This is a genomic window from Halomonas alkalicola (genome assembly GCF_030704205.1).
GTDB classification, from domain to species: Bacteria; Pseudomonadota; Gammaproteobacteria; order Pseudomonadales; family Halomonadaceae; genus Halomonas; species Halomonas alkalicola.
Window position 1 is genome coordinate 2,544,009 of the sequence record NZ_CP131913.1, and the last position, 14,080, is coordinate 2,558,088.

The following is a 14,080-nucleotide window of genomic DNA, read 5'->3' on the forward strand; positions in this document are numbered from 1 at the left end:
GATGACCAACGACACCAAGCGCCCCCTCTACATTCCCTATGCCGGCCCTCCGCTGCTGGAGATGCCGCTGCTCAACAAGGGCAGCGCCTTCAGTCAGGAGGAGCGCATCGAGTTCAATCTGATCGGCCTGCTGCCCCAGTGCGTGGAGTCCATCGAGGAGCAGCTGGAGCGGGCCTACCGGCAGTATCGCCAGTGCCAGAATGACCTGGACAAGCATATCTACCTGCGTGCCATCCAGGACGACAACGAGACCCTCTACTTCCGCCTGGTGTCCGAACACCTCGAGGAGATGCTGCCGATCATCTATACGCCGACCGTGGGCAAGGCGTGTCAGGAGTTCTCCAACATCTATCGCAACCACCGCGGGCTGTTTATCGCCTACCCGGATCGCGATCGCATGGATGACATCCTGCGCAGCGCCACCAAGAATCAGGTCAAGGTAATCGTGGTGACCGACGGCGAGCGCATCCTCGGCCTCGGCGACCAGGGCAGCGGCGGCATGGGCATCCCCATCGGCAAGCTGGCGCTCTACACCGCCTGCGGCGGCATCAGCCCTGCCTACACCCTGCCGATCATGCTCGACGTGGGCACCAACAACCAGGCGCTGCTCGACGACCCCATGTACATGGGCTGGCGCCATGAGCGCATCGGCCAGGAGGAGTACGACGCCTTCATCGCCCAGTTCATCGAGGCGGTGAAGCGCCGCTGGCCCAATGTGCTGCTGCAGTTCGAGGACTTCGCCCAGGCCAACGCGGTGCCGCTGCTGGAGCGCTATCGCGATGAGCTCTGCTGCTTCAACGATGACGTCCAGGGCACCGCCTCGGTGGTGGTGGGCACCCTGATGGCCGCCTGCGAGGCGCGCGACGAGGGCATCGGCCAACAGCGGGTGGTCTTCGTGGGGGCGGGGTCTGCCGGCTGCGGCATTGCCGAGCAGGTGGTGGTGGCCATGCAGGCCGAGGGGCTCACCGAGAAGGAGGCCCGCGCCCGGGTCTTCATGGTCGACCGCGAGGGGCTGGTCACCGCGGAGCAGACCTGGCTGCGTGACTTCCAGAAGCGCCTGGCCCATGACCCGGCGCTGACCGAGGGCTGGCAGGGCCAGGAGCTGGTGGAGACGATTCGCCGGATCAAGCCCACGGTGCTGATCGGCGTCTGCGGCCGGCCGGGCATCTTCACCGAGGAGGTGGTGCGCACCATGCACGCCGGCTGCGAGCGGCCGGTGATCATGCCGCTCTCCAACCCCACCTCCCAGGCCGAGGCGCTGCCCGAGGACGTGATCCGCTGGACCGAGGGCGCGGCCCTGGTGGCCACCGGCAGCCCCTTCGCGCCGGTGGAGTACGAGGGGCACACCTACCCCATCGCCCAGTGCAACAACTCCTACATCTTCCCGGGCATCGGCCTGGGCGTGGTGGCCTCCGGCGCGAAGCGGGTCACCGACGACATGCTGATGGCGGCCTCCCGGGCGCTGGCCCGGGAGGCGCCCATCGTCAAGGAGGGGGAGGGCGCGCTGCTGCCGCCGCTCTCGAAGATCCGCGAGCTCTCCAAGGCGATCGCCTTCGACGTGGCCGCCCAGGCCCAGGGCGAAGGGGTGGCGCTGAGGACCGACGGCATCAAGCTGCGGGCGGCCATCGAGCGCAACTGCTGGGTCCCGGAGTATCGCCTCTACCGCCGCCGTTCCTTCTGATAGTGCACTGATTCACTACTGCGCTCGATATGCTGGCCGCCGGCGGTGCTCGCAATCCTCATTGAGCAGCCAGTCAACTCCGGTTGCTCTGCTCCGGCGGCAGCCAGCCTATCTTCGCTCGTGACGTGAATCAGAAGCACTATGTAATGAGATGAAAAAGGCCCTGCCGGTTCACCGGCAGGGCCTTTCTGGTTTACATGGCAGCGCTCAAGGCGTCATCGGCGGCAGGCCAGACTACCTAGGCGGCTCCACCTAGGCGGCCCCAATCATACGGCGCAGCACATAGTGGAGGATGCCGCCGTGGCGGTAGTACTCCAGCTCGTTGGCGGTGTCGATGCGGCAGAGCGCCTCGATGTGCTTCTCGCCCTTGTCGCTCTTGATGGTGACCTTCACCTTGCCGCCCGGGGTGAGCTCGGCGAGCCCCGCGATGGAGACCCGCTCGTCGCCGTTGAGGCCGAGGCTCTGGCGGCTCTCCCCTTCGGGGAACTGCAGCGGCACCACGCCCATGCCGATCAGGTTGGAGCGGTGGATGCGCTCGAAGGACTCGGCGATCACCGCCCGCACCCCGAGCAGGCGCGTGCCCTTGGCGGCCCAGTCGCGGCTGGAGCCGGTGCCGTACTCCTTGCCGGCGATCACCACCAGGGGCGTTCCCTCCTGCTGGTAGCGCATGGCGGCGTCGTAGATGGCCATCTGCTCGCCGGAGGGGACGTGGCGAGTCTCGCCGCCGATCACGCCGTCGAGCATCTCGTTTCTGATGCGCACGTTGGCGAAGGTGCCGCGCATCATGATCTCGTGGTTGCCGCGCCGTGAGCCATAGGAGTTGAAGTCCACCGGCCTGATGCCGCGCTCCTGCAGGTAGCGCCCGGCGGGGCTGTCGGGCTTGATGCTGCCGGCCGGTGAGATGTGGTCGGTGGTCACCGAGTCGCCGAGCAGCGCCAGGATACGGGCGTCCTCGACATCCTCGATGGCGTCGGGCTCGCGCCCCATGCCCTCGAAGAAGGGTGGGTGCTGGATGTAGGTGGAGTCCTCCGACCATTCGTAGACCTTGCTCCGGGGCACCTCGAGGGCCTGCCACGTCTCGTCGCCGTCGAACACCTCGGCGTACTCCTTCGAGAACATGGCGGTGTTGACCTTGGCCACCGCCTCGGCGATCTCCGCCTGGCTCGGCCAGATATCCCTGAGGGTGACCGGCTCGCCGTCCTTGCCGGTGCCGATGGGGTCCGTCGTCAGGTCGCAGCGCACGTTGCCGGCCAGGGCGTAGGCCACCACCAGGGGCGGCGAGGCGAGCCAGTTGGTCTTGACCAGCGGGTGTACCCGGCCCTCGAAGTTGCGGTTGCCGGAGAGTACCGAGGCCACGGTGAGGTCGCCCGCCTCGATGGCGCGCTCGATGGGCTCGGGCAGCGGCCCGGAGTTGCCGATGCAGGTGGTGCAGCCGTAGCCCACCAGGTGGAAGCCCAGGGCGTCGAGATCCTCGTCGAGGCCGGCGGTGGCCAGGTAGTCGGTGACCACCTTGGAGCCGGGGGCCAGCGAGGTCTTCACCCAGGGCCGGGTGGTCAGGCCCTTCTCGCGGGCCTTCCTGGCCAGCAGGCCCGCCGCCATCATCACGCTGGGGTTGGAGGTGTTGGTGCAGGAGGTGATGGCGGCGATCACCACGTCGCCCGGGTCGAGCTGGAACTGGTCGCCGTCGAGGTCCACCGCCTGGCTGTCACTATGGTCGAAGCTGCGCTCGACGCCCACGGCGGTCTGGCCGCCTTCGGACATCAGCTTGCCCTTCTCCACGCTGGCCTCGGTGGAGGAGAGCGGCTTGCCGTCCTCTTCCATGACCGCCTCGAAGGCGGCGGCCATGTCGCTCAGCGCCACGCGATCCTGGGGGCGCTTGGGCCCGGCCAGGCTGGCCTCAACCTCCCCCATGTCGAGCGCCAGGGTATCGGTGAAGACCGGTTCGGCGCCGGGCTCGCGCCACAGCCCCTGGGCCTTGCAGTAGGCCTCCACCAGGGCCACCTGGGCGTCGTCGCGGCCGGTCAGGCGCAGGTAGTCGAGGGTCTCCTCGTCCACCGGGAAGAAGCCGCAGGTGGCGCCGTACTCCGGTGCCATGTTGGCGATGGTGGCGCGGTCGGCCAGGGGCAGGTCCGCGAGGCCGTCGCCGTAGAACTCCACGAACTTGCCCACCACGCCCTTCTTGCGCAGCATCTGGGTCACGGTGAGCACGAGATCCGTGGCGGTGATGCCCTCGCGCAGCCTGCCGGTGAGCTTGAAGCCGATCACCTCGGGAATCAGCATCGAGACCGGCTGGCCGAGCATGGCGGCCTCGGCCTCGATGCCACCCACGCCCCAGCCGAGCACGCCCAGGCCGTTGATCATGGTGGTGTGGGAGTCGGTGCCCACCAGGGTGTCGGGGTAGGCAAAGGTCCGGCCGTCCTCCTCCTTCGTCCACACCGTCTGGCCCAGGTACTCCAGGTTGACCTGGTGGCAGATGCCGGTGCCGGGGGGGACCACCCGGAAGTTGTCGAAGGCCTGCTGGCCCCAGCGCAGGAACTCGTAGCGCTCGCGGTTGCGCTCCATCTCGATGGCCACGTTGTCCCGGAAGGCCGTGGCGTTGCCGAACTTGTCTACCATCACCGAGTGGTCGATGACCAGGTCCAGCGGGGAGAGCGGGTTGATGCGCGCCGGGTCCTCGCCCAGGGCCTCCACGGCGGCGCGCATGGAGGCGAGGTCCACCACCCCGGGCACGCCGGTGAAATCCTGCATCAGCACCCGGGCCGGGCGATAGCCGATCTCGCGGTCGGAGCGGGCCTCCTTCTGCCAGTCCACCAGCGCCTGCATGTCCTCCCGGGTGACGCTCTCGTCATCGGCGAAGCGCAGCTGGTTCTCGAGCAGAATCTTCAGCGTCTTGGGGAGCCGCTCGATGTCGCCCAGCGCCGCGGCGGCCTCGGGTAGGCTGTAGTAGTGGTAGGTCCTGTTGCCGACCTCGAGGGTCTTGAGGGTATCGGGGGTCGCGTCGGTGCTCATCGGTGTCCTCCTCATCGCGGAGAGTGAACGAACCATCCTGGTACTCTAGAGACATGGTCATGATAGGCGGCGTTTTCAACCGCTGCCCGTCAGGCCGCTTGAAACGGTGACGCCGGGCCGCCATCTTCCATGGCAAGGGCCATCCCAGGATGGCGTCGTCCCGTGACAGGCCGACGACGGCCGGGGAGTCCCCATGCACGAAGGCTGACGGCGGCGATAGCCCTGCGCTATGGCGCCGCCCACCGCGCCCGGATCCCGGCGCGGGCTGCTACAATGGCGCCACTTCAGAACCTGAACGTTATCCACGAGGTGTCTTCCATGAGCGATGTGCGTCACGAACGCCTGATCATCCTGGGCTCGGGCCCGGCCGGCTATACCGCCGCGGTCTATGCGGCCCGTGCCAACCTGAAGCCGCTGCTGATCACCGGGATGCAGGCGGGCGGCCAGCTGACCACCACCACCGACGTGGACAACTGGCCCGGCGACGACGCCGGCGTGCAGGGGCCGGAGCTGATGGAGCGCATGAAGCGCCACGCCGAGCGCTTCGACACCGAGGTGCTCTTCGACCATATCCACGAGGTGGAGCTGCGCCAGCGGCCCTTCACCCTCAAGGGCGACAACGGCACCTACACCTGCGATGCCCTGATCATCGCCACTGGGGCCAGCGCCCGCTACCTGGGGCTGCCCTCGGAGCAGCAGTTCATGGGCCGGGGGGTCTCCGCCTGCGCGACCTGCGACGGCTTCTTCTACCGCAACCAGGAGGTGGTGGTGGTGGGCGGCGGCAATACCGCCGTGGAGGAGGCGCTCTATCTGGCCAACATCGCCTCGAAGGTGACCCTGGTGCACCGCCGCGACAGCCTGCGCGCCGAGAAGATCCTCCAGGACAAGCTGTTCAAGAAGGCCGAGAACGGCAACGTGGTGCTGGAGTGGAACCACACCCTGGAGGAGGTGCTGGGCGACAACACCGGGGTGACCGGCGTGCGCCTGACGTCTACGCTGACCGGCGAGACCAAGGAGCTCCAGGCGCCCGGCGTGTTCATCGCCATCGGCCACAGCCCCAACACCGGCATCTTCGAGGGCCAGCTCGAGATGAGCGGCGGCTATATCCGGGTGAAGTCCGGCCTCGACGGCAACGCCACCGCCACCAGCGTGCCGGGCGTGTTCGCCGCCGGCGACGTCATGGACCATGTCTACCGCCAGGCGATCACCTCCGCCGGCAGCGGCTGCATGGCGGCCTTGGACGCTGAGCGCTACCTGGACGAGCTGTAAACCAGCGACAAGATCCGAGGCGGCTTACCCGGCGACAGGCCCCGGGGTGCCGGACCAGATCGGGGGCGCTGTAAATACGTCCCTGTACGCTACTTTTTCCTTCCCTGGAAAAAGACCCCCTCCAGGCCTATCCCCGGCGCCGCTCATGCTCCTTGAAGCTCGGGTCAATAATGCGGCGGCACCTCGTCCAGAGGGCCGGGGGCCGTCGCATCTCCCTCCTGCAGCGCCCGCTGCTGCTCGCGCAGCTTCTCCTGCATCAGGTCGTTGATGCGCTCCAGCCGGGTAAGCCGCCGCTCCTGTGTGGCGACGGCCTCGTCCAGGGTGTCGAGCCAGTGTTCCTGGTGGGCGATCCGGCTCTCCAGCGCCTCGAGGCGCTGTGCCAGGTCAAGGGACGCCCGATCGGCGCTCATGCTAGAATCGTCCCGCTGCGTGTCATCGTTCACCGTGGCACCTGCCTGTAGTTGTCTATTACGTTCATCACCAACAAGAGAGTCACTCGAGTCCATGAATCGAAAGGTCATGTTTCGTTGCAGCCTGGTCAGCCTGCTGCTGGCCGCCCCCGCGCCCCTGCTGATTGCCCTGTTCGTGCACCTCGCCGGCGGCGAACTCGCCGAGGCGCTGTTCGCCAGCCTCGAGATCGGCGGCATCGCCGTGGTCTACGTGGCCGCGGCGCTGGCGGTCTTCCTGCTGCTGCTGGTCGCCACCCTGGCGGTCAACGCGCTCACCCCGCAGCTGGTCAATCTGGCCGAGGTCGAGAACGACGATCGCGAGATCGGCGAGGTGAAGTGGTTCAACGTCAACAAGGGGTACGGCTTCATCACCCGCGACAGCGGCGAGGATGTCTTCGTCCACTTCCGTGCCATCCGCGGACGCGGTCATCGCACCCTGGCCGAGGGCCAGAAGGTCCGCTACCACATCATCGAGAATGAGAGGGGCCTGCAGGCCGACGACGTCACCGTCATTACCTGAAGAACGCCCGCTCCAGACAGCGCCCCGCCATCGTGCGGGGCGCTGTCGTTGTGAGGGCAGCCGGCGTTGTGGGGGCAGCCGATGCGGAAGGGCTCAGTGCCCCGAGTCGGGCCAGTCGATCTCGCTCTCGCTGCCGTCGGGCAGCACCTTGAGGAAGCGGTCCGGGTCGTCGCCGGGGTGCCAGCCGCCCAGTGAGCAGCGCACCTCGCAGCCCACCTGCGCCGCGGCGGCGCGTGCGCAGGCCGCATCGCTCTCCCAGGGGGTGTGGGGGCTGTCGAACCACAGGCTGGCGAAGCCGTCGGCGGCCTTCTCCACCAGCAGCACCGGGACCTCCTCGCCGTCGTGCTGGCCGCGGGTGCGCCACTTGCCCTTGCCGGCAGGCGAGAGCGGCGCGGCGCCGATGGCGGCGATGAGCCACTCGCCGATGGCCTCCACCGAGGGCCGGGCCAGGTAGATCTCGATATCGGGATAGCGCGCTTGGCTGTCGGATGTCATGTCGGCCTCAGGGTCGGGCGCTGCCGTTGATGAACAGGCGCTTCAGGATCGCCTCATAGACTCGGCTCAATTCGTCCAGGTCGGCGGCGCGGATGCGCTCGTTGACCTGGTGGATGGTGGCGTTGAGCGGGCCCAGCTCCACCACCTGGCTGCCCAGGGTGGCGATAAAGCGGCCATCTGACGTACCCCCCGAGGTCGAGAGCTCCGGGCGATGCCCCATCACCTCCTCCACGCCGAGCACGGCCGCCTCGACCAGCTCACCCTCGGCGGTGAGGAAGGGCTCGCCGTTCAGGGTCCAGTCGAGCTGGTAGTCGAGGCCGTGGGCGTCGAGGATCGCCGCGGTGCGCTGGCGCAGCTGCTCGTGGGTCAGCTCGGTGGAGAAGCGGAAGTTGAAGACCATCTCCACCTCGCCGGGGATGACGTTGGTGGCGCCGGTGCCGGAGCGGATATTGGAGATCTGGAAGCTGGTGGCCGGGAAGAAGTCGTTGCCGCTGTCCCAGTGCTCCCGGGTCAGGGCGTCCAGGGCCGGCAGCGCCTGGTGGATGGGGTTGCGTGCCAGGTGCGGGTAGGCCACATGGCCCTGCACCCCCTTGATATGCAGCACGCCGCCCAGCGAGCCGCGCCGGCCGTTCTTGATCACGTCGCCCAGCCGGGCGGTGGAGGAGGGCTCGCCGACGATGCAGTAGTCGAGCCGCTCGTGGCGCTCGCGCAGGTGCTCCACCACGGCGCGGGTGCCGTCCACCGCGGGGCCCTCCTCGTCGGAGGTGATCAGAAAACCGATCTGGCCGTGATGCTCCGGGTGGGCCGCCACGAAGCGCTCCACGGCGGTGACCATGGCAGCGAGGCTGCCCTTCATGTCGGCGGCGCCGCGGCCGCGCAGCATGCCGTCGTCGTCGATGCAGGGCTCGAAGGGCGGGTAGTCCCAGCGGGTGGGGGGGCCGCTGGGGACCACGTCGGTGTGGCCGGCGAAGGCCAGCAGCGGACCGTGATGGCCGCGGGTGGCCCAGAAGTTCTCCACCTCGCCGAAGGGCAGCCGCTCGATGTGGAAGCCGAGCGCCGCGAGGCGCTCGATCATCAGCGCCTGGCAGCCCAGGTCATCCGGCGTCACCGAGGGGCGCCGGATCAGCTCGAAGGCGAGCTGCAGGGTGGGGGAGAGGCCGGCCGGATCAGTTATGGGCATGCAGCGCCTCGTTGAGCGCGATGGCGCTCTTGTTGGTCAGGCACTCGATACGGCCGTTCTGGGAGTTGCGACGCAGCAGCAGGTCATCCTGGCCGGCCAGCTCGCGGGCGGCCACGGTCCGAACCTCCTGGCCCTGGTCGTCGAGCAGGGTGACCTTGGCGCCGGCGGTGAGGTAGAGGCCCGCCTCCACGGTGCAGCGGTCGCCCAGGGGGATGCCGATGCCGGCATTGGCGCCGATCAGGCAGCCCTCGCCCACCTTGATGACGATGTTGCCGCCGCCGGAGAGGGTGCCCATGGTGGAGCAGCCGCCGCCGAGGTCCGAGCCCTTGCCGACCATCACGCCGGCGGAGATGCGGCCTTCGATCATGCCGGGGCCTTCGGTGCCGGCGTTGAAGTTGACGAAGCCCTCGTGCATCACGGTGGTGCCCTCGCCCAGGTAGGCGCCCAGGCGCACCCGGGCGGTGTCGGCGATGCGCACGCCGCCCGGCACCACGTAGTCGGTCATCTTCGGGAACTTGTCGACGCAGTCCACCGAGAGGGTACGGCCGGCCAGGCGCGCCTTGAGGCGGCGAGCGGGCAGCTCCTCGATGTCGATGGGGCCTTCGCTGGTCCAGGCCACGTTGCGCAGCAGGCCGAACATGCCGGTGAGGTCGAGGCCATGGGGCTTGACCAGGCGATGGGAGAGCAGGTGCAGCTTGAGGTAGACCTCCGGGGCCGACTCGGGGGCGCCGTCCTTCTCCAGGAACATGGCCACCAGCGGGCGGGTGCTGGCGGCAAGCGATTCGGCCAGCTCCGCCTGGTCGGCGTGGCCGGCCTCGCGCAGGGCGGCGGCCAGGTCGGTGCACTGCTCGGGCAGGAAGCTCACCGCGGCGTTGCCGGCGGGGGCGTCGAGCACCTTGGTGGCGGCCGCCACCAGGCTGGCGTCGGGGTTGAGCAGGGGGGCCGGGTAGTAGACTTCCAGCCAGTCGCCCTGAGTGTTCTGGGTGCCGATACCGAGTGCAAAGCTGAGCATGTCTGTGTCCTTGTGGAGGTGGCGTGTGTTGTGGGGGCAGGCCGCCAGCGTCTTGGCGGCCTGCCGTAATCGGGTGACCTAGCCCTGCAGGTCGTCGTAGTCGCCGTCGCGGTAGCCGACGAGGATCGCCTCGCCGGTGTCGAGCAGCGGGCGCTTGAGCAGGGTGGGGTTGGCGAGCAGCAGCTCGCGGGCGCTGTTGGCGTCCACCCCCTGCTTCTGCTCGTCCGGGAGATTGCGCCAGGTGGTGCTGCGCTTGTTGAGAGCCTCGACCACCGGCACCTTCTCGAGCAGGTGTTCGAGCAGGGCCGCGGAGAGGCCATCCTCGCGCAGGTCGTGGAACTGGTAGGGGATGCCGGAGCCGTCCATCGCCTTGCGGGCGCGGCGGCAGGTATCGCAGTTCTTGATGCCGTACAGGGTGAACATCAGCCTCTCCTCTCGATGAATCGGCGAATCCGCCGGGCCGCCTCGACCGTGGCGTCGACCTCGGCCACCAGCGCCAGACGGACCCTGCCGCTGCCGGGGTTGGTGCCGTTCGAGCCGGCGCGACCCATCCCGTCGTCGGTAGCGGGACGACCCATCCTGTCGTCGGCAGCGGGACGACCCATATAGGAACCGGGCAGCACGCTGACGTGCTCCTCGGCGTAGAGCGCCCGGGTGAAGGCCTCGTCGTCGCCGCCGGGCACCGCCGGCCACAGGTAGAAGCTCGCCTCCGGGGCGGGGAACCCCATCACCGGGGCGAGGATCTCGGTCACCGCGGCGAACTTCTCGCGGTAGGCGTCGCGGTTGGCGCGCACGTGGGCCTCGTCGTTCCAGGCGGTGATCGAGGCGCGCTGCACCGGCAGGGCCATGGCGCAGCCGTGGTAGGTCCGGTAGCGCTTGAAGGGAGCGATCAGCTCGGCGTCGCCGGCCACAAAGCCGGAGCGCAGCCCCGGCAGGTTGGAGCGCTTGGAGAGCGAGTGGAACACCAGGCAGCGCCGGTAGTCGTGGCGGCCGAGCGCCGCGCAGGCCTCCAGCAGCCCCGGCGGCGGGGCGGTCTCGTCCAGGTACAGCTCCGAGTAGCACTCGTCCGAGGCGATGATAAAGTCATGCTCGTCGGCCAGCGCGATCAGCTTCTGGAACTCGGCCAGCGGCGTCACCGCCCCGGTGGGGTTGCCCGGCGAGCAGAGAAAGAGGATCTGCACCTCGCGCCAGATCTTGGCGGGCACGGCGTCGAAGTCGGGGCGAAAGCCGCTCTCGGCGGTGCAGTCGAGGTAGAGCGGCTCGCCGCCGGCGAGCAGGGTGGCCCCCTCGTAGATCTGGTAGAAGGGGTTGGGCATCGCCACCCGGGCCGGGCGGGTGCGGTCGAGTGCGGCCTGGACGAAGGCGAAGATCGCCTCCCGGGTGCCGTTGACCGGCAGCACCTGGCGCTCGGGGTCGAGCCCCGCGAGCCCGAAGCGCCGCGTGGCCCAGCCGCCGATCGCCTCGCGCAGCTCGGGCAGTCCCGCGGTGGCCGGGTAGCGGGCGAACTCGGCCTGGTGCTCGACCAGGGTGGCCAGCGCCGCGGGGTAGGGGGCGTGCTGGGGTTCGCCGATGGTCAGCGGCACGTGGGCCAGGCCCTCGGGGGGCGTCACGCCGGCCTTGAGGGCGGCCAGCTTCTCGAAGGGGTAGGGCTTGAGGGCGTCGAGATCGGGGTTCATGGGTATCCAGGCGCGCCTCGCCGGCCGTGGCCTCGGGCGTCGTTGTCATGAGCGGAGGGGGCTTGATTATAGGGAAGGCCGGGGAAGGCCTCAAACGCCCCTAGCCGGAGACATCCAGCACCTCTACCAGCCGCTTGCGCAGGCGCGCCTGGCGCTCCGGGTCGGTGAGGGGCCGGCCGGCCTTGTCGGTGATGAAGAAGACGTCCTCCACCTTCTCGCCCAGGGTGGCGATCTTGGCCGCGGAGAGTGCGATGTCCTGCTCCATGAAGATGCGCCCCACCCGGGCCAGCAGGCCGGGGCGGTCCGGGGCGATCAGCTCGAGCAGGGTGCGCTCGTTGGCGGGGTCCTGCTCGATGATCACCTCGGTGGGAACCCGGAAGTGGCGCAGCTGGCGCGGGGTGTGGCGGGTGACGATCTCGGGGTAGTCATCCGGGTCGTCGAGCTCCTCCACCAGGTGGGCCTGGATCTCCTCGATGCGCGCCGGGTCGCGGATCGCCTGACCCTGGTCGTCAAGCACGATGAAGGTATTGAGCGTCCAGTCGTTGCTGGAGGTGGCGATGCGGGCGTCGTGGATGGAGAGGCCGAGCTGGTCCAGGGCGGCGGCGGTGGCGGCGAACAGATCGTCCACCGAGCGGGTGTGGATGAACACCTTGGTGCCGCCCTCGGCCATGTCCTCGGCCGGGGCGCTGATCAGGATCAGCGGCAGCGAGCTGCCGCCGTGGGCGAGGATGCCCTGGGTCTGCCAGGCGATCTCGCTGGGCGCGTACTGCAGGAAGTACTCCTCGCCCAGCGACTCCCACAGGCGCTGTACGCTTGCCATGTCGCCCCCCACCGCGGCGAGCAGCGAGAGCGCCTCGTCGCGGGTCTCGTTGACCCAGTCATTGCGCTCCAGGGGGTTCTCGAGGCCGCGGCGCAGGGCGCGCTTGGTCTCGGCGTGGAGCTGGCGCAGCAGCGAGGCGCGCCAGCCGTTCCACAGCGTCGGGTTGGTGGCGTTGATGTCGGCCACGGTGAGCACATAGAGGTAGTCGAGGCGGGTCTCGTCGCCTACCAGGCGGGCGAAATCGGCGATCACGTCGGGGTCGGTGGTGTCACGCTTCTGGGCCACCATCGACATCGTCAGGTGGTGCTCCACCAGCCAGCTCACCAGGCGGGTGTCGCGGGTCGAGAGGCCGTGGCGCTCGGCGAAGACCTCGACGTCCCGGGCGCCGAGGAGCGAGTGGTCGCCGCCGCGCCCCTTGCCGATGTCGTGGTAGAGCCCGGCGATCCACAGAAGCTCCAGCTTGGGCAGCTGATGGACGACGTTGGCGGCCACTGGGAAGGTCTCACGGGCCTCGGGCTTGCGGAAGCCGTGGATGAACTTCAGCAGGCGCAGGGTGTGGGCGTCCACGGTATAGATGTGGAAGAGGTCGTGCTGCATCAGGCCCACGGCGCGGCCGAACTCCGGCAGGTATTTGCCGAGCACCCCGTAGCGGTTCATGCGCCTGAGCTGGCGCGCCACGTTGCCGCCGGAGCGCAGCAGCGCCATGAACAGGCTCTGGTGGCGCACGTCGTCGCGGTAGAGGTCGTCGATCAGGTGGCGGTGGTCGCGGATAAGGCGGATGGTGTCGGCGCGCACCCCCTCGATCTCGGGGTGCTCGGCCATCAGCAGGAAGAGCTCCAGCAGCGCCGCGGGCCGGTCGCGAAAGACGGTGCGCGAGCGCGCCTGGATGTAGCCGCCGCGGATCTCGAAGCGGTCGTTGAGCGGGGTGGTCTCGAGCTCCTCGCCGGCGTGCAGGATCGCCTCGTCGAAGTGCTGCAGCAGCATGTCGTTGAGGCCGGCCAGGGCCGTCACGTGGCGGTAGTAGCGCTTCATGAACTGCTCGACGGCCAGCCGCTCCGGGGTGTCGCGGAAGCCGAACAGCTCGGCGATGGTGCGCTGGTGGTCGAACTGCAGGCGGTCCTCGGCGCGGCCGGTGAGCATGTGCAGGGCGTAGCGGACCTGCCACAGGAAGGCCTGGCCCTGGCTGAGGATGCGCAGTTCGGCGTCGTTCATGAACCCGTTGGCGACCAGGTCCTCGTAGCGTTGGCTGCCGAAGTGGCGCTTGGCCACCCAGCCGATCATCTGGATGTCGCGCAGGCCCCCGGGGGAGCTCTTGAGGTTGGGCTCCAGGTGGTACTCGGAGTTGTTGAAGCGATGGTGGCGGCTGATCTGCTCCTGCCACTTGGCCTCGAAGAAACGGTCGGCGGGCCATAGCCGGTCGGGGGCGAGGCGCGCCTTCATCGCCTCGCGCAGCCGCTCGGGGCCGGCGATGGTGCGGCTCTCCAGCAGGTTGGTGATCACCGTGACGTCGGCCTTTGCCTCGCGCTCGCAGTCGGAGAGCGAGCGCACGCTGTGGCCGATCTCCAGGCCGATGTCCCACAGGAAGGTGACGAAGGCGGTGAGCGTCTCCCGGTAGGGCGCGTCGTCGTCCTTCTCGAGCAGCAGCAGCAGGTCGACGTCGGAGTGGGGGTGCAGCTCGCCGCGGCCATAGCCGCCCACGGCGAGCAGCGCGAGACCCTCGCCCGCGGGCCACTCATGCTGCTCCCAGGCTACCGCTAGCAGCCGGTCGAGGCACCAGGCGCGACCGTGGATCAGGTCGCGGATGTCGGCGCCGTTCCGGAAGCGCCCGTCGAGTCGCGCCTGGATCTCGCGCAGCGCCGCCTTGAAGGGGGCGATGGGCGAGCGGCTGCCGGCGAGCTCGGCGCGGAAGGCGTCGCTATCGAACAGGCTCTCGTCGGGGGCGAAGCGGTAGTGGTGGAGCAGCATCGGC

The 14,080-nt window shown here is 68.9% G+C and carries 11 protein-coding genes; 3 read left to right on the top strand and 8 right to left on the bottom strand.

Translation table 11 applies throughout. From position 1 onward, the window contains the following. Position 1: 1 nt before the first annotated feature. On the top strand, positions 2–1,681 hold the full coding sequence (locus B6N23_RS12135; protein WP_305499253.1) for an NAD-dependent malic enzyme: 1,680 nt from the start codon (positions 2–4) through the stop codon (positions 1,679–1,681). A gap of 252 nt (positions 1,682–1,933) precedes the next feature. Here the strand turns inward: B6N23_RS12135 and acnA are convergent, their stop codons facing one another. Further along, positions 1,934–4,690 carry an aconitate hydratase AcnA gene (gene acnA / locus B6N23_RS12140; RefSeq protein WP_305499255.1) on the bottom strand — a complete coding sequence of 919 codons (2,757 nt, stop codon included), beginning with the start codon at positions 4,688–4,690 and terminating at the stop codon, positions 1,934–1,936. 318 nt (positions 4,691–5,008) lie between these two features. Between acnA and trxB the strand changes: the two genes are divergently transcribed. After that, complete coding sequence (gene trxB / locus B6N23_RS12145; RefSeq protein WP_305499257.1) at positions 5,009–5,959, top strand: thioredoxin-disulfide reductase; 951 nt, start codon at positions 5,009–5,011, stop codon at positions 5,957–5,959. Between the two features lie 164 nt (positions 5,960–6,123). Here trxB and B6N23_RS12150 read toward each other — a convergent pair whose 3' ends face one another. Further along, the gene (locus B6N23_RS12150; protein ID WP_305499259.1) at positions 6,124–6,369 is read right to left on the bottom strand and encodes a SlyX family protein; all 246 of its coding nucleotides are present in this window, start codon (positions 6,367–6,369) and stop codon (positions 6,124–6,126) included. A 94-nt stretch (positions 6,370–6,463) separates the two neighbouring features. On the opposite strand from B6N23_RS12150, the gene B6N23_RS12155 reads away from it, so the two are divergent. Beyond that, positions 6,464–6,928: a cold-shock protein gene (locus B6N23_RS12155; RefSeq protein WP_305499261.1), complete on the top strand. Its 465-nt coding sequence runs from the start codon at positions 6,464–6,466 to the stop codon at positions 6,926–6,928. Between the two features lie 93 nt (positions 6,929–7,021). Here the strand turns inward: B6N23_RS12155 and B6N23_RS12160 are convergent, their stop codons facing one another. The 6 genes from B6N23_RS12160 to B6N23_RS12185 form a co-directional block, all read right to left on the bottom strand. Continuing rightward, positions 7,022–7,423: a hypothetical protein gene (locus B6N23_RS12160; protein WP_305499263.1), complete on the bottom strand. Its 402-nt coding sequence runs from the start codon at positions 7,421–7,423 to the stop codon at positions 7,022–7,024. Between the two features lie 7 nt (positions 7,424–7,430). Beyond that, the gene (gene dapE, locus B6N23_RS12165) at positions 7,431–8,603 is read right to left on the bottom strand and encodes a succinyl-diaminopimelate desuccinylase (protein ID WP_305499265.1); all 1,173 of its coding nucleotides are present in this window, start codon (positions 8,601–8,603) and stop codon (positions 7,431–7,433) included. Next, positions 8,590–9,615 carry a 2,3,4,5-tetrahydropyridine-2,6-dicarboxylate N-succinyltransferase gene (gene dapD, locus B6N23_RS12170; protein WP_305499266.1) on the bottom strand — a complete coding sequence of 342 codons (1,026 nt, stop codon included), beginning with the start codon at positions 9,613–9,615 and terminating at the stop codon, positions 8,590–8,592. The genes dapE and dapD overlap by 14 nt, the downstream gene beginning before the upstream one ends. A 78-nt stretch (positions 9,616–9,693) precedes the next feature. Continuing rightward, the gene (locus tag B6N23_RS12175) at positions 9,694–10,038 is read right to left on the bottom strand and encodes an arsenate reductase (protein ID WP_305499268.1); all 345 of its coding nucleotides are present in this window, start codon (positions 10,036–10,038) and stop codon (positions 9,694–9,696) included. Further along, entirely contained in the window at positions 10,038–11,291 is a 1,254-nt protein-coding gene (gene dapC, locus B6N23_RS12180; protein WP_305499272.1) for a succinyldiaminopimelate transaminase, read from the bottom strand. Before dapC ends, B6N23_RS12175 begins: the two co-directional genes overlap by 1 nt. A gap of 100 nt (positions 11,292–11,391) precedes the next feature. Beyond that, entirely contained in the window at positions 11,392–14,076 is a 2,685-nt protein-coding gene (locus tag B6N23_RS12185) for a [protein-PII] uridylyltransferase (protein WP_305499274.1), read from the bottom strand. Between the last annotated feature and the right edge of the window lie 4 nt (positions 14,077–14,080).

Coding starts and splice junctions, on each gene's coding strand:
- acnA (WP_305499255.1), bottom strand. CDS start 4,690: ATGAGCACCGACGCGACCCCCGATACCCTCAAGACCCTCGAGGTCGGC.
- trxB (WP_305499257.1), top strand. CDS start 5,009: ATGAGCGATGTGCGTCACGAACGCCTGATCATCCTGGGCTCGGGCCCG.
- B6N23_RS12155 (WP_305499261.1), top strand. CDS start 6,464: ATGAATCGAAAGGTCATGTTTCGTTGCAGCCTGGTCAGCCTGCTGCTG.
- dapC (WP_305499272.1), bottom strand. CDS start 11,291: ATGAACCCCGATCTCGACGCCCTCAAGCCCTACCCCTTCGAGAAGCTG.
- B6N23_RS12135 (WP_305499253.1), top strand. CDS start 2: ATGACCAACGACACCAAGCGCCCCCTCTACATTCCCTATGCCGGCCCT.
- dapD (WP_305499266.1), bottom strand. CDS start 9,615: ATGCTCAGCTTTGCACTCGGTATCGGCACCCAGAACACTCAGGGCGAC.
- B6N23_RS12185 (WP_305499274.1), bottom strand. CDS start 14,076: ATGCTGCTCCACCACTACCGCTTCGCCCCCGACGAGAGCCTGTTCGAT.
- B6N23_RS12175 (WP_305499268.1), bottom strand. CDS start 10,038: ATGTTCACCCTGTACGGCATCAAGAACTGCGATACCTGCCGCCGCGCC.
- B6N23_RS12160 (WP_305499263.1), bottom strand. CDS start 7,423: ATGACATCCGACAGCCAAGCGCGCTATCCCGATATCGAGATCTACCTG.
- B6N23_RS12150 (WP_305499259.1), bottom strand. CDS start 6,369: ATGAGCGCCGATCGGGCGTCCCTTGACCTGGCACAGCGCCTCGAGGCG.
- dapE (WP_305499265.1), bottom strand. CDS start 8,603: ATGCCCATAACTGATCCGGCCGGCCTCTCCCCCACCCTGCAGCTCGCC.